The organism is Flavobacterium sp. SLB02, from assembly GCF_009664855.1.
Taxonomy (GTDB): Bacteria; Bacteroidota; Bacteroidia; order Flavobacteriales; family Flavobacteriaceae; genus Flavobacterium.
Window position 1 is genome coordinate 894459 of the sequence record NZ_CP045928.1, and the last position, 26214, is coordinate 920672.

At 36.3% G+C, this 26214-nt stretch carries 14 protein-coding genes; all 14 read left to right on the forward strand.

The window, feature by feature from the left end:
• Nucleotides 1–28: 28 nt before the first annotated feature.
• Nucleotides 29–4063, forward strand: coding sequence for a hybrid sensor histidine kinase/response regulator transcription factor (locus GIY83_RS03825; protein ID WP_208684851.1), 4035 nt, complete (start codon nt 29–31; stop codon nt 4061–4063).
• 388 nt (nt 4064–4451) lie between these two features.
• Nucleotides 4452–5330, forward strand: a complete 879-nt coding sequence (locus tag GIY83_RS03830; RefSeq protein ID WP_208684854.1) for an inositol oxygenase family protein — start codon at nt 4452–4454, stop codon at nt 5328–5330.
• Between the two features lie 43 nt (nt 5331–5373).
• Entirely contained in the window at nt 5374–8505 is a 3132-nt protein-coding gene (locus tag GIY83_RS03835; protein WP_208684856.1) for a glycoside hydrolase family 2 TIM barrel-domain containing protein, read from the forward strand.
• A gap of 104 nt (nt 8506–8609) precedes the next feature.
• Nucleotides 8610–9752, forward strand: a complete 1143-nt coding sequence (locus GIY83_RS03840; protein ID WP_208684859.1) for an acyltransferase family protein — start codon at nt 8610–8612, stop codon at nt 9750–9752.
• A gap of 53 nt (nt 9753–9805) precedes the next feature.
• Nucleotides 9806–11443: a sodium/sugar symporter gene (locus GIY83_RS03845; protein ID WP_208684861.1), complete on the forward strand. Its 1638-nt coding sequence runs from the start codon at nt 9806–9808 to the stop codon at nt 11441–11443.
• A 120-nt stretch (nt 11444–11563) separates the two neighbouring features.
• Nucleotides 11564–13093, forward strand: a complete 1530-nt coding sequence (locus GIY83_RS03850) for a glycoside hydrolase family 28 protein (protein ID WP_208684863.1) — start codon at nt 11564–11566, stop codon at nt 13091–13093.
• Nucleotides 13094–13176: 83 nt separating this feature from the next.
• Nucleotides 13177–14616 (forward strand): glycoside hydrolase family 28 protein, encoded by a 1440-nt coding sequence (locus GIY83_RS03855; protein WP_208684865.1) that lies wholly within the window; start codon nt 13177–13179, stop codon nt 14614–14616.
• Between the two features lie 20 nt (nt 14617–14636).
• The gene (locus GIY83_RS03860; protein WP_208684867.1) at nt 14637–16619 is read left to right on the forward strand and encodes an alpha-L-arabinofuranosidase C-terminal domain-containing protein; all 1983 of its coding nucleotides are present in this window, start codon (nt 14637–14639) and stop codon (nt 16617–16619) included.
• 465 nt (nt 16620–17084) lie between these two features.
• Nucleotides 17085–17627: an RNA polymerase sigma factor gene (locus tag GIY83_RS03865; protein WP_194617044.1), complete on the forward strand. Its 543-nt coding sequence runs from the start codon at nt 17085–17087 to the stop codon at nt 17625–17627.
• Between the two features lie 88 nt (nt 17628–17715).
• On the forward strand, nt 17716–18771 hold the full coding sequence (locus GIY83_RS03870; protein ID WP_208684869.1) for a FecR family protein: 1056 nt from the start codon (nt 17716–17718) through the stop codon (nt 18769–18771).
• Between the two features lie 159 nt (nt 18772–18930).
• Entirely contained in the window at nt 18931–22491 is a 3561-nt protein-coding gene (locus GIY83_RS03875) for a SusC/RagA family TonB-linked outer membrane protein (RefSeq protein WP_208684871.1), read from the forward strand.
• A gap of 17 nt (nt 22492–22508) precedes the next feature.
• Nucleotides 22509–23864: a RagB/SusD family nutrient uptake outer membrane protein gene (locus GIY83_RS03880; RefSeq protein WP_208684873.1), complete on the forward strand. Its 1356-nt coding sequence runs from the start codon at nt 22509–22511 to the stop codon at nt 23862–23864.
• Nucleotides 23865–23875: 11 nt separating this feature from the next.
• Nucleotides 23876–25855 carry a TlpA disulfide reductase family protein gene (locus GIY83_RS03885; protein ID WP_208684875.1) on the forward strand — a complete coding sequence of 660 codons (1980 nt, stop codon included), beginning with the start codon at nt 23876–23878 and terminating at the stop codon, nt 25853–25855.
• Between the two features lie 24 nt (nt 25856–25879).
• A partial coding sequence (locus tag GIY83_RS03890) for a hypothetical protein (RefSeq protein ID WP_229029202.1) occupies nt 25880–26214 on the forward strand: 335 nt, incomplete at its 3' end.

Sequence of the window (26214 nt, forward strand, 5' to 3'; positions counted from 1 at the left end):
CATTAAATTGCGTTTTTAATTTATTTCAATGAGACAGAAAAAATTTGCACTATTTTTATTTCTTGCCATTTTTTATCATTCTTATTCACAGAATATAAAATTTGCGCACTACAATGATAATAACGGATTGTCTCATAATTCTGTACGTCATATTGTGCAGGATAAAAAAGGGTTTTTATGGTTTGGAACATTTTCAGGTTTAAACCGTTTTGACGGTTATCAGTTTAAAAACTACATGAGTTCCGCCCCGGGAAAAAATAAACTCTACAATGATGACATTACGGCTTTGGAGCTGGACGAAGCCTCCAATCACTTATGGATTGGTACGCGAAAAGGACTCACACTCTTTGAGATGGACACGCATGTCTTTACCACCTTTTACCATAAAAAGCAGGATCCAAAGAGTCTGCCCGATGATGAAGTGAGATCTGTTTATGTCGATAAATTCAAAAGAGTCTGGGTAGGTACCAAAACAAAAGGAATGTATTTGTTTTTTTTGAAAGAAAACCGATTTGAAAAAATAAAGCTCAAAGGGTTTGATTATGTAAAAGAAATCTTTGAGGACAAAAAAGGCAATATCTGGGTGGGTAGCTACGAGAAATCAGGTATTGCAAAAATAACAATGGATCCTAAGGGAGCAATTGTGCGAATTAATAATTACACGCTTTCTGTTCCCTATTCCAATATAAAGAACCCCTATAGTAATTTTATTTATGAGGATGCCAAGTCCGATATTTTTGTGGGAACGCGTGAAGGCTTGTACAAACTCGATAAGGCCAGGGATGAGTTTGTGAATTTATACATAGAAAACAAACAGGTCAGAGGCGCTTTAGGACCTTATTTTTTATCAGTTGCGCGCGCTCCCGATGGAAAATACTGGGTGGGAACCCTAGGGGGATTGTTGGTTTGCAATCAACTCGAAGATATTCAGAGAGGAAATTACAAATGGTATTATTCAATTCTATCCGATGATACCTCCCTGGTAGATAATTTAATTTCATCTCTTTATTTTGATGCTTCGGGGGTTTTATGGATTGGCACCGAGGACGGATTAGATAAATATGATCCCTATGAGAATCAGTTTACTTTAAACAAAGATATCTCACGCTCAATAGGCAATCAGGCACCGCGTATAAGAGGTTTTGCCAAAACCTATGATCAGAAAGTGATTGTAGCGACCTATCACAACGGACTTTTTATCTCTAACAATAAAGGCTCAACTCCACTGCACAATACAGGAAAAGATATCGCCAGTATTTATTCTGATGATGGAAAAATTTTTTACTGCGGTCTTTGGGACGGTAATATATTGGTTTACAATTACAGCACAAATTCTTCCAGGGAGATAAAGTCAGGATTTGAAAAATCGCCCGTTTTTGCTTTTGCCAGGATCTCAGATCATTCCATGATAGTTGGCTCCTTTGGAGAAGGCGCAGTAATTTTAAATACTAAAACACTCCAGGTAGAATCTTCAAGTAGACTGCTGCCTGATTTTCAGATTAATGCCATTGAAAGAGACACCAAGGAGAATGTTTGGTTTGCAACAGAAACCGGCGTTGTAAAATACAATATCAATTCCGGGAGGATAGAAACCTACTCATCGCTTTTTATCAAAGAAAAAGGCATTCCTCATGATGAGAACGTAAGTGATGTTTTGGTGGATACCAAAGGTAAAATATGGGCATCAACGCGTTTTGGATTGTGTCTCTACAATGCCAGGGAGAACCAATTTGAACCTGTAAAAAATCTTAAAGAACTCTCAGGAAAATGGATCACTGATATTTTATCGGATGCCCAGGGAAATTTATGGCTCAATATCAATAACAATAACATTGCCTTTGTTAAATCCAATTTACGCGATATCAGTATTTATCACGTCAACAGCGGCAATAGACTCGATGTTTTTAGTTCAAGTGGCTTTTTTTACTTTAACAATTCCAATATTTTTCTGGGAGGTAAAAATGGTATTATCTCTTTTTCACCCCCTGAGATGAAAAGAAATAAATGGTCGCCATTGCCGGTTATCTCTGAATTTAAAATTCAGAATGAAGAAGTGCTTCCAGAGATGGAAATTAATGGCGAAGTTCCACTGTCAAAAGATTTAAATTATGGAAAAGAAATAGCACTAAGCCATAAAAACCGTAATTTTTCGATTCAGTTCTCTGCCCCTTCATTTGCTAACGAAAAGCTCAATAAATTTCAATATATGCTCGAAGGATTTGACAAACATTGGATTACTGCCAATAGTAGTTCAAGAATTGTTCAGTACACCAACCTTTATCCGGGCAGTTATACCTTTAAAATCAGATCAAGCAACAGCGACGGATTTTGGAGTAAAACGGTTTCTTATAAAATAAAAATCCTGCCGCCTTTTTGGCTAACACCAACTTCTTTTGTACTGTTTTTGGCACTTTTATTTGGAATTTTTTATTTCATAAGAAAAGAAATCAAAAACAGAATTCGTTTAAAACAAGAGCTGCTTACCGAGAAAGTAAACAGAGAACACGATATTAAATTAAACAATGAGAAATTGCGTTTCTTTACCAATATCTCCCATGAATTGCGAACACCCTTAACCCTTATTTTGGGGCCGGCCAAACAGCTTTTAGAGGAAAGCAGTAATGCAACGGATTATGAAAAAAGCCGCTACAATTTAATTTATCAAAATGCCAGCAGATTGCTCAATTTGGTCAATCAAGTGTTGGATTTTAGAAAAGCCCAGTCAGGTGAATTGAAATTAAAAGTCACTAAAACCGATATTCTCTCTTATTCCAAAAATATTTTTGATTCCTTTAATGAGATGGCTTTCAATAAAAAGATAAAGCTGAGTTTTATCTCTGAGGACGATGAAATAAAGGGCTGGCTGGACAATGATAAATATGATAAAATCCTCTATAATTTATTGTCCAATGCCTTGAAGTTTACCAATAAAAACGGCAATGTGGATTTGTATGTCAGACTCAAAGATACCGTTGAGGATATTTTAGTGATTGAAGTAAGCGACAATGGAATTGGGATTCCCTTGAAGAGTCAGGATAAAATTTTCAAAAGATTTTATCAGGCCACAAACAGTAAGGCCAATAATACGGGATCGGGCATTGGATTGTCGCTAGTAAAATCTTTAGTTGCCATTCATAAAGGAAGTATATCTGTGGAAAGTACACCAGGGAAAGGAAGTACCTTTAAGGTCGAGATTCCCATTGACCGTGATGCTTACGAGCATAAAGAGGTGTTTGAATACGCTCTTAAAAATGACAATCTCAGTATGCTTATTCCAGAGAAGGCGGCCAAGAAAATCATTCAAAATACAGATCTTAAAGAAAAGATCTTGGTTATTGAGGACAATAGTGAACTCAGAAAATATCTGGTAGACTATTTATCGGATTATTATAAAGTTTACCAGGCAGAGAATGGAGAAGAAGGTTTGAAAATCTGCCGACAAATTAAACCCATCTTATGCGTTACCGATGTGATGATGCCCGTTATGGACGGATTGGAATTTTGCCGTGAGCTTAAAAATGATGAATTCATAAGCCATATTCCAGTGGTGATGCTTACTGCACTTTCCGAGAATATGGATAAAGTAAAAGGCTACGACATGGGGGCTGATGGCTATCTGGTAAAACCCTTTGAGCCCTTACTGCTCAAAACAGTTATTGAGAATATGATCAAATCAAGATTAGAACTCAAGCAAAAATTCTCAGGAGAAGTAGAAGGGAAGGTCAGCATGCTGACTCATTCGCCAATTGATGAGCAATTTATGGTAAAAGTGACCAATCTGATCAATGATAATTTAAGCGAAGTTGATCTTTCTACAGAATTTTTATGTGATAAATTGGGTGTAAGTTCTTCCAAATTATACAGAAAAATCAAAGAACTGACCGATTTGGCTCCAAATGAATTTATCAGAACCATTCGTTTAAAAAAGTCAGCAGAACTGCTCAAAACCAAAAAGTACAATGTATCGGAGGTGACCAATCTGGTGGGCTTCAATGATCCTTTGTATTTCAGCAGATGCTTTAAAAAACAGTTTGGTTTCCCGCCCAGTAAGCTCATTAATTAGTTTTAGGCGCGCAGATTAAAAGGATTTTTTTTGCGCGAATTACACCAATTACACCAATTATTTTATTACTATTTTAAAGAGTATAGCCCCTGGTTGCAACTATGGGAGGGCAAGGTTTATTGGCAAGGTATATCCTCAATCTTGTCATCCTTGTAAAGGAAGCATCACAGAGAAAATCGACAAAGATTGGTAATTTATGATATAGAAATTCCAGTTTGATTGCTCACAACTCATCAATGAGAAAAAACTAACCTCATAGCTATTTAGATGAAATTTTATATAAAAATCTTACAATAATTAAAATTATCCATGTTTTTGATGTATTAGTCCATTTTGAACGGTATGGGTAATTCTATTTTTGTCTTATAACTTTTAAACTTTTAGCATTATGAAAAAGCATATAGACACCGATAATCCATTGAATAATTTAGATCAGTGGGAAGATGATTTGTTATTGCGATATCCTGATCCTTCTCAGAGTGCACCGGTGAAAGAAAAAGAAGAATTCAGAAATTATGTTGATTCGCAAAGAGTAGAAACAGTTAAGGAGTTTTATAGAATTAACCACACCTATCAGACTTACGATTTTGTTTGTAATAAAGAAGCAGAATTTCTGCAATTCAATAAAAAAGAAATGTCAATCTGGCAGGCTGTTGATTTTTTGAACACACTTGTAGATGATAGCGATCCGGATATTGACCTGGATCAAACCCAACACCTTTTACAGACCTCTGAAGCCATTAGAGCAGACGGCCACCCGGATTGGTTTGTGCTTACAGGTTTTATTCATGATTTGGGTAAAATTTTATGTTTGTTTGGAGAACCACAGTGGGCCGTTGTTGGCGATACATTTCCTGTTGGTTGCGCGTACTCCGATAAAATTGTTTACTGGGAATTTTTCAAAGAAAACCCCGATTATACAGACCCGAGATTCAATACCAAATTTGGAGTTTACAGCCAAAACTGCGGACTGGATAAGGTAAAAATGAGCTGGGGTCATGATGAATATCTGTATCAGATTATGAGAGATTACCTTCCCGATCCGGCTTTGTATATGATTCGTTACCATTCATTTTATTCTCAGCATAAAGAAAATGCTTATGCCCATTTAATGAATGAGAAAGACATCGAAATGTTTGACTGGGTAAGAAAGTTCAATCCCTATGATTTATATACTAAAGCTCCGGTTAAACCAGATGTACAAGCATTACTTCCCTATTATAAAGAATTAGTTGCTAAATATCTACCCGAGAAATTGAAATTTTAGAAAAATCAAAAATTTCATTTGAAAGCTATCTAAAACCACAACAATGCATAAAATCAAAATACTTTTATTACCCCTGCTGCTTTGCGCAGATTTAATTCTGGCTCAGCAAAAAGATTCAAATGATTGGGAAAATCCTAATGTGTTTCAAATTAACAGAGAACCCGCGCGCGCTTCTTTTCTTCCTTATGCAGATGAAACTTCGGCCATAAGGGATCAATACGAAAATTCACCATGGTATTTTTCTCTAAACGGTAAATGGAAATTTTCCTGGTCGCCAACACCAGATCAGCGTCCAAAGGATTTTTACAAAACAGATTTCAGCACCTTGCACTGGGCAGAGCTTCAAGTGCCCTCGAATTGGGAACTGCATGGTTATGGTGTGCCCATTTACACCAATATAACCTATCCATTTGAGAAAAATCCTCCTTTTATCAATCACTGGGATAATCCGGTGGGCTCTTATAAAAAAGATTTTGTGCTGCCCGAAGACTGGAAAAACCGACATGTTTTTCTTCATTTTGAAGCAGGAACATCTGCCATGTATATTTGGGTAAATGGTCAAAAAGTAGGCTATAGCGAAAACACCAAAAGTCCGGCAGAATTTGATATTTCTAAATATTTAAAACCCGGAAAAAATGATCTTGCTGTAGAGGTATACAGATGGAGTGATGGTTCGTATCTGGAGGATCAGGATTTCTGGAGACTCTCTGGAATTGACAGAAACGTGTATTTATATAGTACAGATAATGTTCGTATTTCAGATTTTTTTGCCAAACCGGACTTGGATGCGAAATACAAAAACGCAAGTTTAAGTGTAGAGGTAAGTTTGAAAAACCTGACTTCGATTGCTGTTAATAATCAAAAATTGGTTGCCAAACTTGTAGATGCTTCTGGAAAAAATGTATTTACAAAAGAATTGAATGTCAATTTTGAAGCCTCTAAAATTCAGACTTTAAATTTTGCTCAGCATGTATCGGCTCCAAAATTATGGAGCAGCGAAACACCAAATTTATACACCTTGCTTTTGACTTTAAAAAATGCAAAAGGAGATATTCTAGAGAGCGTTTCCACTCAAATCGGATTTAGAAAAGTAGAGTTAAAAGGCGGGCAATTATTGGTAAACGGAGTTCGATTGATGGTTCATGGTGTAAATATTCATGAGCATAATCCCCAAACGGGACATTATCAGGACCAGGCCACGATGATCAAAGACATCAAAATGATGAAGCAGCTCAATATTAATTCGGTGCGCTGCAGTCATTATCCCAATAATATTTTATGGGTAAAGTTATGTAATAAATACGGCTTGTTTCTGGTGGATGAGGCCAATATTGAAAGCCATGGAATGGGAGTTGAGGGACAGCCTGTAATGTGGATGAATCCAAAAACCAATCCGGGTTATCTTCCCCAATGGAGAGAGGCGCATTTAGACCGAATTTACAGCTTGGTAGAAAGAGATAAAAATGCTCCATCGGTAATTATTTGGTCATTAGGTAATGAAAGTGCCAATGGACCTGTATTTCATGAGGCCTATAAATGGATCAAAAAAAGAGACAATACAAGATTGGTGCAGTTTGAACAGGCAAAGGAAAATGAAAACACAGATATCGTGTGTCCGATGTACCCAACCATTGCTTATATGAAAGAATATGCGGCGCGCAAAGAAGTGAGCCGTCCCTTTATCATGTGTGAGTATTCCCATGCGATGGGAAACAGTAGTGGTAATTTTCAGGAGTACTGGGATATTATTCGCGCAAGCAAAAATATGCAGGGTGGTTTTATCTGGGACTGGGTAGATCAGGGATTTGAAGCAACAGATGAAGCAGGCAGAAAATACTGGGCTTATGGAGGCGATATGGGAAGCCAGAATTATCTCAATGATGAGAATTTTTGTCATAACGGATTGGTTTATGCAGACAGAACACCACACCCCGGAGCATTTGAAGTAAAAAAAGTATATCAGGATATTTTATTTAACGCTATAGATATCAAAAATGGAGTGATCGAAATTGTAAACGATTTTGGGTTTACAAACCTCAATAAATATAGCTTTAAATACGAAGTTTTAGAAAACGGAAAAGTAATCAAAGAAGGAAGAATTGATGTTGCTTTAGAGCCGAAAACAAAAAAGCAGTTTAAGATTGAACTTCCAAAATTACCATCTAAAGAAGCAACAGAATATTTATTGAATGTTTTTGCATACACTAAAACAGGATCAGAATTTCTCCCTGAGCATTTTGAAATTGCCAAAGAGCAGTTTGTAATTGAAGACTCTAATTATTTTGCACAATCTCAAAAGTCAAGTGCTTCTAAAATTCAGGATGAGCAAGAGCAGTTTGTGTTGACCTCAGAGAATGTTGTGGTCAAAATCAGTAAAAAAACAGGATTAATTTCTTTCTATAGTCTAAAAGGCCAGGAGTACTTTAATCAATATCCCGAACCCCATTTCTGGAGAGCACCAACCGATAATGATATTGGAAATAAAATGCAGATTAGAACCAACGTTTGGAGAACAGCCGGTAAAAACACCACTTTAGAAAGCATTAAGCAAATAGAGGAGCAAGGCAAGCAATATATCATTGCCAAGTTAAAACTCAATGATGTTGCTTCTGATTATACCATTAAATATGCATTAGCAAATGACGGCGTATTAGAAATACAGGCGTCTTATAAAAAAGGCAATAACCCGGTTCCCGAACTGCCGCGTTTCGGCATGATTTTCACTTTAAAAAACACCTTAGAGAATCTGGATTATTACGGAAGAGGACCTCTGGAGAATTATCCAGATAGAAAAACCTCTTCATTCAAAGGAGTTTACAACAGTAAAGTTGCAGACCAATATGTGCCTTATACACGCCCACAGGAAAATGGATACAAAACCGATATACGCTGGTTTAAATTGTCAGGCAATAATGGAAATGGCCTGGAGATAAAAGGACTGCAGCCTTTAGGGATGAGTACTTTGAATAATTATCCGAGTGATTTTGATGCAGGAATTTCTAAAAAGAATATGCATTCCAGCGATATTACTCCAAGAAATGAAGTGGTGGTTTGTGTTGATTTGACCCAGCGCGGATTAGGAGGAGACAACAGCTGGGGATTACCGCCACACGAGCAATATGTATTGACCCAAAGTCAGTACAGCTACGGATTTGTTATAAAACCAATAAAATAAATTTTTAGTTTACAATCACAGTTTACAGTCTCATTTGCACTGAAAAGGGTCACTGAGACTCAAATACTAAAAAAAACGATCAACTGACCACCGAATACTAAAAAATGAACAACACTACAAAAGGAAGATTAATTTCTTTAGATGCACTTCGCGGATTTGTTATGTTTTGGATTATGAGCGGAGAACACATCATTCATGCTCTGGCCAAAGCAGCCCCAATTCCGGTTTTTATCTGGATGTCCTCACAATTGCATCATACCGAATGGGATGGGATCACATTTTACGATATGATTTTTCCTGTATTTCTGTTTGTTGCAGGGGTTTCAATGCCGTATTCTTTTGAAAAGAAAATGCAGCTGGCTGGTGTAGAAACACCACAAGAATTACCGGGCAGCGAAAAGCGAAAAATTTACTTATCCATGCTCCGCAGAACCTGTATTTTACTGGTTTTAGGTTTTGTGGTCAATGGATTATTGCGATTTGATGGTTTTGATCATACGCGTTTTGCAAGTGTTTTAGGAAGAATTGGACTGGCCTGGTTTTGTGCAGGAATCATCTATTTGAATTTTGATTTTAAAAAACAATTAATCTGGTTCCTGGGTATTTTGATTGGCTATTATGCAGCAATGAAATGGATTCCCGTGCCTGAATTTGGCGCAGGAGTTTTAACTAAGGAAGGATCACTGGAAGGCTATATTGACCGCTTGATTTTACCGGGCAGACTCCATAGCAGGGTTTATGATCCGGAAGGGATTTTCTCTACCATACCTGCTATTGCTACGGCTTTATTGGGCGTTTTTACCGGAACATTTCTAAAAGCAAATTACTCTTTTTCTATAAAAATAAAATTGCTTTTAATGACTCTTACGGCAGTGGCTTTGATTATTGCAGGCCTGATATGGGATAGTAGTTTTCCAATCAACAAACATTTATGGACCAGTTCATTTGTATGTTTTGTCGGGGGATTCAGCATTTTGTTTTTTGTCTTTTTTTATTTGATAATTGATTTTTTCGGATTTCATAAATGGGCATTTCTATTAATTTTAATCGGTTCAAATTCTATTTTAATTTATATCGCCGCCGAAGGTTTAGTTGATTTTAAACATATGGCAGATTATGTTTTTGGTGGACTTATCAATTTTACACCCCTTGTATGGCAGCCTTTTTTTGCTGCTTTATCGGTAAGTGTAGTACAGCTACTATTGCTTTATTTTCTATATAAAAGAAAATGGTTTCTAAAAATTTGAAACACATTCAATTTTAAAATACATTTTACTAACCTCACAATAACCACAACATTATGAATGTATTACAAAGCGCAGATTACATTGTTTTCTTTATTTACTTTATCATAGTAACGGCTTATGGAATGTATATTTACAGAAGCAAGAAAACTGCAGCAACCAGTTCCAATGAATATTTTTTGGCAGAAGGATCCCTGACCTGGTGGGCAATTGGAGCTTCTTTGATTGCTTCTAATATTTCAGCAGAACACTTTATTGGTATGAGCGGTTCTGGTTTTGCCATTGGCCTTGCAATTGCTTCTTATGAATGGATGTCAGCGGCCACATTAATTATCGTGGCGATGTTTATTTTACCAGTTTATCTTAAAAACAAGATATTTACCATGCCGCAGTTTCTGGCCAAAAGATATAGCGGAACGGTAAGTACTATTATGGCTATTATCTGGCTTTTAATTTATGTGTTTGTAAATCTTACTTCTATCATTTATTTAGGCGCTTTGGCTATTTCTTCTATTGCCCCTGTAAGTTTTCAGTTTTGTGTTATTGCCTTAAGTTTATTCTCAGTGATTGTAACTTTAGGGGGAATGAAAGTAATTGGATATACCGATATGTTTCAGGTTATCGTTTTAATTTTGGGCGGATTAGTAACCACTTATCTGGCATTGACTTTACTTTCAGATCAGTTTGGTTTTGGAAAAGACATTCTAAAAGGTCTGGCCATTATTGCTGATCAGGCGCCCGGGCATTTGCATATGATACTAGAAAAATCCAATCCGCATTATAATGAACTGCCGGGAATGTCTGTTTTAATTGGTGGTATGTTAATCAATAATCTGGCCTATTGGGGATGCAACCAATATATTGTCCAGCGCGCTTTAGGCGCCGATTTAAAAACCGCCCGTAAAGGAATTTTATTTGCCGCTTTTCTAAAATTATTAGTCCCAATTATTGCCGTTTTACCAGGTATAGCCATGTTTGTAATGCATTCCAATGGAATGTTTCAGCAGGAAATGGTAGATGCAGCAGGAGTTTTAAAACCAGATCAGGCGTATCCAACTTTAATGAATTTACTTCCTGCAGGATTAAAAGGTGTGGCTCTTGCGGCTCTAACAGCAGCCATTGTGGCTTCTTTGGCAGGAAAAGCCAATAGTATTTCGACTATTTTTTCTTTAGATATTTATAAAAAATATTTCAATTCTAAGGCAACAGAAAAAAAGCTGGTACGCACCGGAAGATGGTGTGTGGTGGTGTGTATGATCATTGCTGCTATTGTAGCGCCGGCATTAAAATCATTAGATCAGGCCTATCAGTTTATACAGGAATATGTTGGGTTCTTTTCTCCGGGAGTCTTAGCGGTTTTTTTACTTGGAATGTTCTGGAAAAAAACAACCCCATCAGCCGGACTTGCCGGCGCATTGTTAACAGTGCCTCTTGCTGCTATATTGAAATTCCTGCCTATGTGGACAGATGGCGCTTTTCCTGATTATCCTTTCTTAGACCGAATGACTATTGTTTTCTTTTTAATTGTCTTTATAATGGTTGGCATTAGTCTGGCAAATCCAGTATCTGAACAGGATGCTGAAATTCATAAAATAGAAGTTGATAATTCGATGTTTAAAGTCTCATCAGAATTTATTGTTGGTTCCTTTATTATCTGTGGCGTATTAGTGGCTTTATATACTGTTTTTTGGTAAGCTGACGAAAATTGCTCGCAAAGACGCAAAGTTTTTGTTTCACACAGATTTAAAAAAGAGCTGCATGAAAAAATTTAGATACGCTGCTTTGTTAAAAATCAAGATTAAAATAAAATAGAAATGAAAAGAAATTTTATAATAACACTGTTTATTTTCTGTATTTCCCTAACCGTTTCGGCCCAAAAGATATTTGACATTAAAAAATATGGCGCCGTAGGAGATGGTAAAACTTTAAATACAAAAGCAATTCAAAAAGCAATTGATGCGGCCAACAAAAATAAAGGCGGAAGAGTTGTTTTCTCTAAAGGTGAATTTTTATCAGGAAGCATCGTTTTAAAAAGCGGAGTGGAACTTTTTTTTGAACAGGGAGCTATTTTGTTAGGAAGCACAAACCCGGAAGATTATCCCAAATATGAAGCAATAAGAGCTTTGATTATAGCCAATGAAGCAAAAAATATTGCAGTAAACGGAAAAGGGAGTATAGATGGTCAAGGAAGAGAACTCGCATTGGCAATTGATAGTCTGCATCATACAGGAGTTCGAATTGATCCCAAATACAATTACAGAAGAATGCGTCCCGAGGACGCAAGAGGAAAACTGATTTCATTTGTAAAATGCGATTCAATCACCATGCTCAATATCACATTAAAAGACAGTCCGGGCTGGGTTCAGTGTTTTACAAATTGTAAAAATATTGTAATTGATAAAGTGGAAGTTAATAGTACAGCATATTGGAACAATGACGGAATTGACATTGACGGGTGTGAAAATGTTCGAATAACCAACTGCAAGGTAAATGCAGCAGATGATGGAATTTGCCTAAAATCGGAGACGCCCGGATTAGAGAATAATAATATTTACATTGCAAAGTGCAGCATCAGATCCAGTGCCAATGCCGTTAAATTTGGTACAGGTTCTTACGGCAGTTTTAAAAACGTAACTATCGAAGAGATCGAGGTCTATGATACTTTTAGATCCGCAATTGCCATTGAATCTGTAGATGGTGCTGAAATTGAGAATATTAAGGTTTCGAATATTACGGCGGTAAATACAGGAAATGCAATACTGATTCGTTTAGGACATAGAAATGGAGACAAGCCGGGTTATATCAAAAATGTATCGATTAAAAATGTAAAAGTACAGGTTCCTTTTGGCCGTCCGGATATCAATTATGATATGCGCGGACCAGAAGTTGATTATTTTCATAATCCCTTTCCGGCTTCTATTGCGGGAATTCCGGGGCATTTGATAGAAAATGTAACTCTAGAGAATATTGAAATTACCTACCCGGGAAGAGCCTCAAAAGGAATGGCGTATCATCCTTTAAGCCGATTAAAAGATGTAAAAGAAAACATAAAGGGTTATCCTGAATTTACCATGTTTGGAGAATTGCCTTGTTGGGGATTTTATGTGCGTCACGTAAAGGGAATCGAAATGAAGAATATAAAACTGATTTTAGAGAAAGAAGATTTTCGTCCTGCCTTTGTTTTTGATGATGTAGAAAATCTAACAATGAAAGCCATTGATATGCCTTGGGATAAAATCAATCAGATTGTTTTTAAAGATGTTTTATCAAGTGATCTGGATAGTGAATCTTTAAGAAGAAAAACAGAACCGCAGCAAAATAAATTTGAATTGCCTGCGCATTGAAATTTTGCCACAAAGGTGCGAAAAAATAAACCAAGAACTTTGCATAGACTATCTCAAACAAGGTTTTTAATAAATAAAATGAAATGAAAAAGAAATCTATAATTGCGATCCTAATTTTTTGTTTTTCCCTGACAGTTGCTTCGCAGAATATTTACAACGTTAAAAAATACGGAGCAAAAGGAGACGGAAAAACCAATGATGCAGCGGCCATTCAAAAAGCAATTGATGCCTGTAGTAAAACTGGCGGAAGAGTTTTAATTCCCGCGCCGTTTACCTTTTTGGCCGGACCGTTTGATGTAAAATCAAAAGTAGAGCTGCACATCGAAGCCGGTGCTAAATTATTGGCAAGTCCAGATGAGAAACTATACACCAAAAGTGCTTTTAGAAACAATCCCGGAGAAGGAACAATTTGGATTGGAGGAGAAAACGTAGAGGATTTTACCATTAGCGGAAGCGGAAAAATAGATGGAAACGGAATTTCTTTTATGGGTGAAGAACTGGAAGATTCTTATGTTTTAAAACCTTTTAACGTGTTGGATCCAAGACCACACGTATTGACTATTATCGGTGGAAAAAATATCAGAATCAAAGATGTTCATATTGGAAATTCGGCTTATTGGACTATTCATTTGGTTGGCTGTAACGACGTTGTAATTAGTGGTATTACTTTGTTAAACAGCCTGAAGGTTCGCAACAGTGATGGTATTGATCTGGATCATTCTAAAAATGTGAGAATCAGTGATTGTTATATTGAAAGCGGGGATGATTGTATTTGTTTGAAGAACAGAAGAGAATTTGAAGAGTTTGGTGCCTGTGAGAACATTACAGTGACCAATTGTACGATGACCAGCAGCAGTTGCGCGATTAAAATTGGTTCAGAAAATATGGATGCCATAAGACAAGTGGTATTCAATAATTGTATCATTAAAAACAGCAATCGCGCTTTGGGAATTCAGAATCGCGATGAAGGAACAGTGAGCGATGTTATTTTCTCAAATATCATTATCGAGAGTAAATTGAATACCGATACCTGGTGGGGAAAAGCAGAACCTATTTATGTAACGGCTTTCAGCAGAGCCAAAGCAAATCACAAAGATGCCAACTGGCGTTTTCCAAAGGGAGCTACACAAGGAAGAGTAGGAGAGATAAAGAATATCTATTTTTCCAATATTCAATGCAGGGGTGAAAACGGTGTGTTTGTAAGTGGGGAATCAAAAGATAAAATCAAGAATATTGTTTTTGATAATGTGAGTGTTTTTATTGATAAAACAACTTCTTTTCCCGGGGGAGTATATGACAGGCGCCCTTCTAATGTAGAAGGTTTTGTAAAGGGAAGTACCTCGGGATTCTATTTTGATTCGGCAGAAAGAATCAAAGTACAGAACTGCGCCGTGCAATGGGGAGAGAACAAACCCGAATATTTTAAATACGCAGTGGAGAGTAAAAATGTAGATGCATTAATTATCACAAATCTAGAGGGACAATCCGCTTTTCCTGCTAAATTAGAGGCAGTACAAAAATAATTCCTTGTATTAGAGAACTTATGAAAAATAATATCCTTACCAGAATTACAACTTGCAGTCTTATAATAAGCAGTTTTTATCTGAATGCTCAAAAAACAATTTTAGAGCTCGATGCTTCGAGGACCATTACCAAAATTCAGCCTACCATGTTTGGTTTGTTTTTTGAAGATATCAATTTTGCAGCAGATGGAGGATTATATGCCGAGTTGATTAAAAACAGGTCTTTTGAATTTGATAAACCTTTGATGGGATGGCAAGAGCCCAATACCAAAAGATCTTCTTTGAACAAAGAATCGGGAAGTGCAGCGCCAGTAAAAGTTCAGGCAGACAATACTGTTTTTTGCAGAGTAGAGATCAATAATGCCCAAGGTTACTCTTTAATAAATGAAGGCTTCAGGGGAATGGGAGTCAAAAAAGATGCAAAATATAACCTTTCACTAAAAGCGGCCAATCACAATTCAGCCATCAAAAAAATTATTTTCCAGCTCATTGATAAAGACCAAAAAGTAATTGGAGAGACCAGCATTGTTCCAAAATCAGATCAATGGACCCATTATACGGCAGTAATTACAGCGACTCAAACCCAGGGAAAAGCAAAGCTTAAAATAACTTTTCAAGGAACAGGAACCATAGATTTAGATATGATTTCACTCTTTCCCCAAGATACCTGGAAGAACAGGAAAAATGGGCTTCGTAAAGATTTGGTGCAGCTTTTATATGATATGAAACCAGGTTTTTTACGTTTTCCCGGAGGATGCATTGTGGAGGGAAGAACCTTGTCAGATCGATACCAATGGAAAAAATCAGTGGGTAATCTAGAGCAAAGAAAAACAATGATGAACCGTTGGAATGTAGAGTTCAACCATAAACAAACTCCGGATTATTTTCAAAGTTTTGGTTTAGGATTTTTTGAGTATTTCCAACTCTCAGAAGATATAGGGGCAGAACCCCTTCCAATTTTAAGCTGCGGAATGGCCTGCCAGTACAATACAGGAGAATTGGCTTCCATAAACGAGCTGGATCCTTATGTGCAGGATGCTTTAGATTTAATTGAATTTGCCAATGGAGCTCTAACTACTACCTGGGGGAAAATCCGCTCAGAGGCAGGACATCCAGAGCCATTTAATCTAAAATACATTGGCGTTGGAAACGAGCAGTGGGGACCCGATTACATTGAGAGATATAAAGTTTTTGAAAAAGCAATTAAGGCAAAATATCCCAATATCATCATTGTTTCTGGAAGCGGACCCTCACCAGATGGAGAGCATTTTGATTTTGCTATGCAAGAACTTAAGAAACTCAATGCAGAACTTGTAGATGAGCATTATTACAAAAGTCCGCAATGGTTTAGAGAAAACGCAGGACGTTATGATAATTACGATAGAAAAGGCCCAAAGATATTTGCAGGAGAATATGCCGCGCAGAGTGTTTCAGGCGCAAACCCGAATAACAGAAATAATTGGGAATGTGCTTTCTCTGAAGCCGCTTTCATCACTGGTTTAGAAAGAAATGCAGAGGTAGTTCATCTCACATCTTATGCACCTTTAATGGCGCACGAGGATGCCTGGCAATGGACTCCTGATATGATCTGGTTCAATAATTTAGAATCTTACGGTTCAGCCAATTATTATGTGCAGCAATTGTTTTCAACCAATAAAGGCACTGATTTATTGAGTATTACCAAAGAGGGAAAACCTTTAACGGGGCAAAATAGTTTATATGCATCGGCAGTAAAAGATGTAAAGAAAAAAGAAGTAATTATAAAATTGGTAAATACAGCCCCAGCAGCACAAGAGATTAATATCGATTTAAAAGGCGCAAAATTAGGATCTAAAGGATCCATCGTGCGACTTTCAAGTCCAGGTAGAGAAGATGAAAATACTTTTTCAGATCCAAAAAAAATAACCCCAAAACAAAGTGAGTACACAATAACAAAAGGAAACCAGCAATTAAATCTTCCTGCTTATTCTCTGACTGTCTTAAAACTTAAAATTATAAGATAATAGCTTGCCTTTGCAAATTTTTAAAGCTGAGAATTAAAAAAGTAGCTATGAGTACAAAAAATTACAATTATCACCTCTAACTTGTTGTTGTAAAAAAAATCAAAACCTACTAAAAAAAATAAATTCTAAAAAAAAAATATTGTTTATAATCGGATCAATAGTTTGAAATGTGTAGAAATGCTATCCTCTAAAGAGCATCAAGCAGGCAGTTTTCATTATATTGGCAGAGATATAAAATCTCATAGCTGTAATTCTGCCTGGCTACTGAATCCTATGGCTCTTTCAAGGTTATAGGTTTACAAGAAAATTTTATATTACGACTTATAATGTTAAAATGTAGTATTATTTTTCCTTATTTCATGAAAAGCTGAAAAATTATCAATTAAAGTAGAATTTTAATTGATAATTTTTTAAATTCTTTAGTTTTGTGGTGAGCAAAAACTATTAAAAGAAAGAAGGTCTTCAATGAAGGATGAAAAAAGGGATATTGATTTATGGAATCAAATTAGAAAAGGAGATATTCAGGCTTATAATGAGCTATATGATCGTTATATAGACGCTCTTTTTACCTTTGGAATTCAGTATACCAATGATCAGACTTTGGTAGAAGATGCTATACATGATATTTTTGTAGAACTTCATCGTTATCATAAAACAGTTTCTGAACAGGTACAGGTAAAGTCTTATTTGTTTAAATCTCTTCATAATGATATCTATAGAAAACTCAAAGGTCAGTCTAAAACAGTTCTTTTAGACTATTTTAAAGAAGATCTTTACCAAACAGATTCAGTTCAGGAACAATTAATTTTAGAGGAAATTACCTTGAGCAAGAATGCTAAACTAGAATCTGCACTGAGTTCATTAACCAAAAAACAGCGTCAAGCGCTGAATCTTCGCTTCACGGAAGATTTATCTTATGAGGAAATTTCCACTACTTTGGATATTAGCCTGGAATCTTGCAGGACCCTGGTTTACAGGGCTTTAAAAGAGCTTCGGGCTAAGTTTTAAATAAACTTTAAAAAAACGTTATTTTTTTTGTCTATGTTTTTTCTTTTTTATTCTCTTATTAATAGAGAACCCCATAAAAAGAAAACATTTGTACCCAAATTTCAAAATTTTACCCAAAAAAGATAAAGCTAATTTAAAAGCGCGAATTCTGCAAAGTATTGCATTTGAGAAACAACGCGCCCGACGAAAAAAGCTTCGAACACTCTCCTGGAGCCTGGCTGCTGTACTTTGTATAGTTTTGGGAATTTCGGTTATTTTTAAACAACAAGCAAAAGAAATAAGCCCGATAGAGCAATTTGCAGCCAGCCATAAAACCTCGGGGGCTTCTTTTGAGAAAAGCGATGAGATCAAACTGGTATTAGCCAATCAGGAATCGGTCAGAGTCCTTGACAACACCACAATTGCCTATGATGCATCGGGAAATAAAATCAATGTTAACCATAAAGAGATACAACAAACAAAATCCCTGCAAGCCCAGTACAATACCCTTATGGTTCCTTACGGGAAAAGAGCGCAGCTTAGCCTTGCTGATGGAACTTTAGTCTGGCTCAACTCGGGATCTAAATTGATTTATCCTACTTCTTTTAACCAGGCAAGCAGAGAAGTATTTTTAGAAGGAGAAGGGATTTTTGATGTAGCGCATAATGCAGCAAAACCATTTTTTGTAAAAACAGCCAACAACTATAGGGTAAGGGTATTGGGAACTTTGTTTAATGTAAGCTGTTATGCTAAAGATGCAAAAGTTACAACGGCATTATTAAGAGGAAAAGTACAGGTTACTTATCCAAGAAAAGGCTTTTTTAATAATGATACAATTCAAAGTGTTCTTAAACCCGGAATGATTGCAGCTTTAGATAAAAAACAGCAGACTATTAAAACGACTCTTCAAGATGTGGAGCCTTTATTTTCATGGAGAAAGGGATATTATGAGTTTTCACAGGAAAAACTCCCCTTGGTATTAGACAAATTAACCCGTTACTACAATGTTGATTTTGTGATGAATAAGAAAATAAGTCAAACCGAAACCTATTCTGGAGCTTTCACCCTGAATGATGATTTAGATAAAGTAGTAAAAACACTTGAAGCAACTACTGGTTTTGAATTTCTTTACGATCCGCAGACCAGAAAAATAACGATTAACTAATTGAATTAACTAAAATTACCGATGGCCTATGAGGAGATAAACACCAGAAAATAAACTAGGAAAAACTAACCAAAAAAAAACCAAAAGATGCTCGAACATCTCTTGGCTTATGTAAAATTTTAATTGCAAATGCAATTAGCTATAAACTAAAACAAAATTATGAATAAAAATCATGATATAGGCTTTCTATTGCCTAAAAAAATCATCAACCTTACTTTTATTTTATTTATGAGAGTATTCATTTTAGTTCTGTATTTAGGATTAACCAGTATCTACGCCAATGTTGCCAAAGCACAAAATGAAATCTCTGTAAAGATGCAGAATGCTTCCTTGCAAACGCTTTTTAGCACCATTCAGCAAAAGAGTGACTATGTGTTTTTTTATAATGACGATCTAATGTCCTCTGGCAAAAAAATAAATCTAAATCAGTACGGAACCGTTGAGCAAATTCTCAACACTGCCTTGTCTAATACAGGCTTGACCTATACCATCATAGATAAGCAAATTGTTATTAAAAAGGCTAAAAAAGTTCAGCAGGAACAATATGATATTACCGGTATTGTTACCGATAAAAACGGAAATTTATTAGTGGGAGTTAACGTACTATTAGTGAGCAATAAAAGCAATTGGGATATAACTCGTGAAAAAGGAGATTTCCGAATTCGTGTAACTGCAACAGATTCGCTTCGTTTTGACTACCTGGGTTATGAATCAAAAATTGTAGCGATCAAAAACCAAAAATTCATAAAAGTGGTTTTAACCCAAGATGTAATGGAATTAACAGGAGTAGCGGTGGTGGCTTCAAACGGATATACCGATATTCCTAAAGAAAGATTAACCGGTGCCATGGAGGTGATGAGCGCAAAAGAAATTGCTAAAGTTCCTACAGTGGATATTAATTCGCGCTTAGAGGGAAAAATTGCCGGAGTTATGGTGGATCCAAGAACTGGTAATATAAGTGTTCGGGGAACAACCAGCTACAGTAGCAATTCTAAACCCCTTGTTGTTATTGATGGTTTTCCACAATCTGTAGATGATTTTGCTTTCAGCAGAAGAGGAGTTCCAGGAGCATCTATATTAAGTTTTTTAAATCCTGATGATATCGAAACCATCACTGTTCTTAAAGATGCGGCTGCAGCTTCTATCTGGGGGTCAAGGGCGGCAAACGGAGTAATTGTGGTGACAACCAAAAAGGGCAGAAAATCTGACGAACCCACTGTTAGTTTCAGCACAACAACTACGTTTGGAGAAAAAATAGATTTATCTAAATTAAGAGTAATGAATACGGCGCAATACGTAGATTATGAAAAAGATCTTGTAAATGGCGGATTTGTTCTTGACAATATATCCAACTGGCAGGCTGCAAATCCTAGCGCGGCTCAGGAAATCATGTTTAAAGAAAAAAGAGGACAAATAACTGCCGCAGAAAGAGATCAAATGCTCAGTTCATTATCTCAAAGAGGTAATTTAGGTCAGATTAATAAATATCTGCTGCAAAATTCACTTACCAAACAATACGATTTTTCTGTTTCAGGAGGAAATGATAAAAGCACCTATTACTTAGGATTAGGCTACAATACAGACGATGCTGCCATGAAGGCAAATAACTCTAAATCGATCAATGTAACATTAAACAATTCATTCAAGTTAAAGAGTTTTTTAAGATTTGAAACCGGAATTAATTATCTCTCATCCAAGTATCAAACCAATATTACTGCAAACGAAGCACTCTCCAATGTGTCTACCTCTGCATTAAGACCCTATGATATGCTCAGCGATGAAAACGGAAACAGCCTTGATTATTACATTAAATTCAGACCCGAAGTTATACAAGGCTTTGATGCAAAGGGCTATCTTCCCTGGACCTACAATTATATAGATCAGCTGGATTATTCCAATGTTAGAACAAATGGTGAGAATCTAAGATTAAATGCAAGACTGGTAGCAACAATTACGCCTTGGTTGAACCTTGAGGCCTCGGGAATGTATACCTCTATTTTTAGCAAAACCAGAACCCTTAACGAACTGGAAAGTTATTATGTTAGAAACATGATTAACGAGGCCACTTCTATTTCAAACGGCAAATTGGTTTATGGAATCCCTCTTGGGGCTAATTTAGGTGATAGCAATCAAAAAAATGAATCGCAGAGTATGCGTTTTCAAATGAACATTAACAAATCCTTTGACCAGAATAATACTGTAAACTTTTTGGCTGGTGCCGAAGTTAGAGAAGAACGCAGAGAAGGCAGCTCACAAACCAGATATGGCTATGATACCGATACCAATTCAAATGTTTCTGTAAATCCAACCCAATATTATACTACAGTTTACGATTGGCAGACCTACATTGGAAATTTTGACAATGCTATTAGTAAATACAGAGACCGTTATTTGTCTTACTATGCACTTGGTTCTTATGATTTTAAAAACAGATATCATTTGTCAGGAAGTGTTCGTTTCGATGATTATAACCTGCTTGGAGCTTCCAGAAAAAACAGAGCATTGCCATTATGGTCCATTGGAGCTAAATGGGACATCAATAAAGAAAATTTCTTAAAAGATGTAAGCTGGTTAAGTAACTTATCTACTCGTGTAACTTACGGTGTAGCAGGAAGCGCACCTGCCGGAGGTTACGGAAGTAACAACGCCCTTATTGGTTTGGGAGGTAGAGATTTTTATACGCAATTACCCACTGCAAGTATATCACTGCCAGAGAATCCTTTTATCAAATGGGAAACTACTGCTACTTTTAATATTGGCCTGGATTACGGAATTTTCGATAACAGACTTCGCGGTAATGTTGATCTTTATTATAAAAAAACAGACGACATTATAACAAGTCTTCCTTTTAATCCAACTTATGGTTGGTCCTTTTTAAAATACAATGCAGGAACTCTTGATGGAAATGGGGTAGACCTGGGATTAAGCGGTACAATTTTCAAAGGAAAATTCAAGTGGAATAGTACTTTTAATATTGCCTATACTAGTAATGAAGTTACCGATTCCAGATTTAAGGCTGTAGCGGTAAATCAGTTCTTTGGAAGCTCTCCAATTGTTGGAATGAATGTAAGTTATTTGTATGCATACAGATGGGCCGGATTAGATACAAAGGGACAATCTACCATTTATGCTAAAGACGGCAGTATAATTGATTCTTCTAAAGGAAATAATACCATAACCAAAGACGACCTAAAATATATGGGAACTACTGTTGCTCCTTATTTTGGTGGATTTATGAACGATTTCTCATTTGAAAATTTCAGTTTAGCAGTGCAGATCACCTATTTTATGGGAGCTGTATTTAGAGATCAGCAAATGCAAAATTATCCTACTTTCAATGGCGCACAATACGGTGCAGTGGCGAAAGATAAAATTATTGCAGATCGCTGGAGACAGCCCGGAGACGAAGCTTTTACAAATGTTCCCGGATTGGCCAACACCAGTTACAATAGCTTAAATCGTTTTCAAAATGCTGATATAAATGTTTTATCTGCAGATAATATTCGTTTACAGCAGATTTCATTAGGGTATACAGTACCCAATGAATGGTTGCAAAAAACCTTTTTCAAATCATTAAGTTTCAATTTTGCAGCAAGAAATCTGGGGTTATTATGGGTAAGAAATAACAGGGGAATAGATCCTCAATATCTTTCTAATAATAATTACAATACCCTTGCACCACAGCGTACTTATACATTACAATTTAATTGCAGCTTTTAATCAAAAAAGAACTTATTATGAAATTTTTAAAAATCACACTATATATTATTCTACCATTATTGGTGCTTAATTCCTGCAGAGATTATGTTGAAGTTGAACCTGTAGGCAACAATAGAATTTTAAAATATACCTCTGATTACAGAGCCCTGGCCAATGCTTACAATACCTACAGCCTTTCTGGGGGAATGTATCTGCTCTCAAGTGCCGATGTAGAATTTTCGACAGCTTTTCAGGCGCGCGTCTCAACCATATGGGCAAACAGTTATACCTGGAGATCCAGAATTTTTGATGAATCTCAGGGAGACTCGGATTGGATTAATTTATACCAGACCATTTATTACAACAATGCCATTATTAAAGGTGTAATGAAGAGTGAGAAAGGAACCCAGGCGGAGAAAAAACAAATTTATGCTGAAGCCTTTGTTCATAGAGCTTTTGCTTATTTACAGCTTGTAAATATTTATGGGCCGCAATTTGATCCCACTTCTTCAAATGCTCAAAAAGCGGTACCGCTTTTACTTACACCAGAATTATTCTCTTCATTAGAGAGAAGTTCTGTTGATCTTATCTACAAACAAATTCTTTCTGACCTGCAAAGTGCCCTGGCAAACGATATTGCAGATACGCCAGATTTTAATGTGCTTCCTTCAAAGAGAGCCGTTTATGGCATTCTAGCCAGAACTTATCTCTATATGGGCCAGTATGAGTTGAGTCTGGACAATGCAGAGAAAGCCTTAAGCATGCAAAAGGGATTAATTGATTTAAACACTTTTGCTACCCCTTACAGTTATCCGGTACTTACTGGTAATCCCGAGATTATTTTTTCTAAAACATTGCTAAGTGGTTACAATGGCGCGCCATTGGCACAAGATTTATTAAACAGTTTTAGTAGTGATGATTTACGTTACAATTATTATACAATTCTGGGTAATGTCTTTAATCCATCACATACGGGAAGAGCTTTTGGAATTGCTACCTATAGCCCTACAAACGGAATCAATATTGGAGTTTCTGTGCCTGAAATGTATCTCACTGCCGCGGAGTGCTATGCCAGATTAGGCCAGCGGCAAAAAGCTGTTGATTACTTAAATATTTTAAGGGCTAAACGATACAAAACAGGTTCTCTCTATCAGGTAAGTGCAACTACCAATGCAGAAGCCTTAAGTCTTGTTTTGAGCGAAAGACAAAAAGAATTCATTGGAAGAGGATTTCGCTGGTTTGATCAGCGTCGTTTAAACTTAGATCCAAATTTGCAAAAAACATATACAAGGGTTTTCAAAAACGAAACTTTTCCCCTACTGCCTAACAGCGCGGGGTATGTATTTCCAATTCATCAAAATTATATCGATTTTAACCCAGAACTGGGTCAATAAAAACTACAAGAATGTTTAAAAAAATAATAAATATCAAATTACTGGTACTGCTCTTCTGTAGCCTTACCATAGGGATTTCCGCTCAAGAAGTTAAATCCAGATTACAAGGTATGGTGGATGTTCCCTTGCCGGGAATGGCTTTACATATGACTTATGATCCAAAAGGCGGACCTTTGGAGAATATCAAAGAAATCAATGGTTACGCATATGTCTTTAATGATTATAAATGGGAGATCGAAGATCTTACAATGAAGAAAAACGGCGGTGTGTGGAATGTAAGTTATACTGTCCCTGAAAACTGCGGTTTTATGGCTTTCAAATTTTATGGCAACACACAAAACGGTATTCTTACAGATACAGGACAAGATACCGGATATCTTTTAGTAGTTTTTAAAGAGCCAAAAATAAAAATGCCCGGAGCAGATTTAGCTTGGGCAACCTTTAGAAACAAGGATTTCAACAGTGAGTTTAGTGGTTATTTTAAAGACTTTTCCATAAATGGAGACGCTACGGAATATTGGCTAAAAAAAGAAGTGGCAGATCATGGTGAGAATTTTCCAAAATTTATTGATACTTACATTAAAGTATTAAAGGTACAGAAACCAGAGAAATTCGATGAATTAGGACACCGTTTTTTAGGGGATTTTACAAGGAAAATCAACGGACAGCCAGAAGAAGTTTTCTTAAAAGTTTACAATCTATATAAATTTGAACTAAAAGATCAGCCAAAAGCAGATTCTCTTGAAGCGGTAATTCAAAAACAGTTTCCAAAAGGAGCCTTTATGCGTTTTAAAGCCTTTCAAAGAATTATGCCAATTGCAGATGCCGGAGAAAAAAATAAAGTTATAACGCAATTTTTAGCTGATTTTCCATACACTGCCAATGTACCTGATTCCCAAAAGTATTTCTATGATAATATCGTAAAAACGCAGTTTGGCTATTATTTTCAGACCAAAGATTACAATAGTATTTTAGCTTTAATTCCCAATATGAATTTTGCTAATCTAAATGATGCGTACCATCAGAATATTTCTAAGGCGTTGTATTTGAAAGTGGAAGATCCTGCTCTTATAGCAACTATTGCCGTGCCAATGATCAAACTCATGCAGCAAAGAGTAAACGACTTGTCTTATATGCAGGGAATTTACTGGTCTGCAAATCAGGCAAACCAAAATGCTAAGGACAGACTCAACGAGCAGTTAGTGATTCAGATTCGTATGTATGATATGCTGAAAAAACACAAAGAAGTTTTAGAAACTTTTGACTTGCTGCCATTTGCAAAACGTTACGAAAAAGCAAGTATAAACGATATTCATGTCAGGGCCTTAGAAGCTTTAAACAAGCCAATTATTGAAGTATTGAAAAATGGGGCAAGAGCCAATAGCTTATCTGATGGATTGACAGCTAAATTAAAAGAAGCTTACTTAAAAGAGGGAAAAAAAGAATCTGATTTTCCGGCTTATCTCGAGGAGTTGAAAAAAGAAAACAATTCACAGGAAAAAATCACCCTGATGAATCCTGTTGCGGCCCCGGCAATTAACGTGCAGAGAGCACAGGGAAAAGCACAACAACTGGCTTTAGAGAACGGCAAGATTATCGTGATTGATTTTTGGGCAACATGGTGTGGCCCTTGCAAACAGGCATTTCCTGCTATGCAGCAATTAGTAAGCAACTTTAAGCAAGACACCCAGGTTGAGTTTTATTTTATAAGTACCCAGGAAACCAAGCAAGGATACCAAAAAGAAGCATTGGCTTACCTGAAAGCAAAAGGATTAAAACTCGATACCTATTTTGATTTAATGAAAAAAGGAGGCCCAACCAATAACGAATCGTTTTCCAAATACGCAGCTATCTTTAAATCAAGTGGAATTCCCAGAAAAGTAGTAATTAAAAACGGTCAGATTCGATTTACATCTGAAGGATATTCAGGAAATCCAGGTCAGCTTGTTGATGAACTTACAGAAGTGATTAACATTTTAAAGAAAGAGTAATTTCTTTTTGAAAATCAAAAAAATATGAAAAACATACTTTTGCTATGTACACTCTCACTGAGTGTACATAGTGTATCTGCACAGAAAAAAACGCTCGACCAAGCGGCTTATCAATCATGGCAGAGAATTAACAATAAATCTTTGTCATACAGCGGTAAATGGATCTCCTATGATGAAGTTTTTCAAGATGAAGAAAAGGAAAATAAAAAACAAACTATTATTCAGCAGGCTCCAAAGGGAAAACGTTTGGTGCTCAATGATATTAGTGATTTAAAATTCATCGGGAAAAAGGACTGGATTCAGTACAGCAAAAATGACAGTACGCTTTTGCAAAATCTAAAAACAGGTGTGAAAAAACT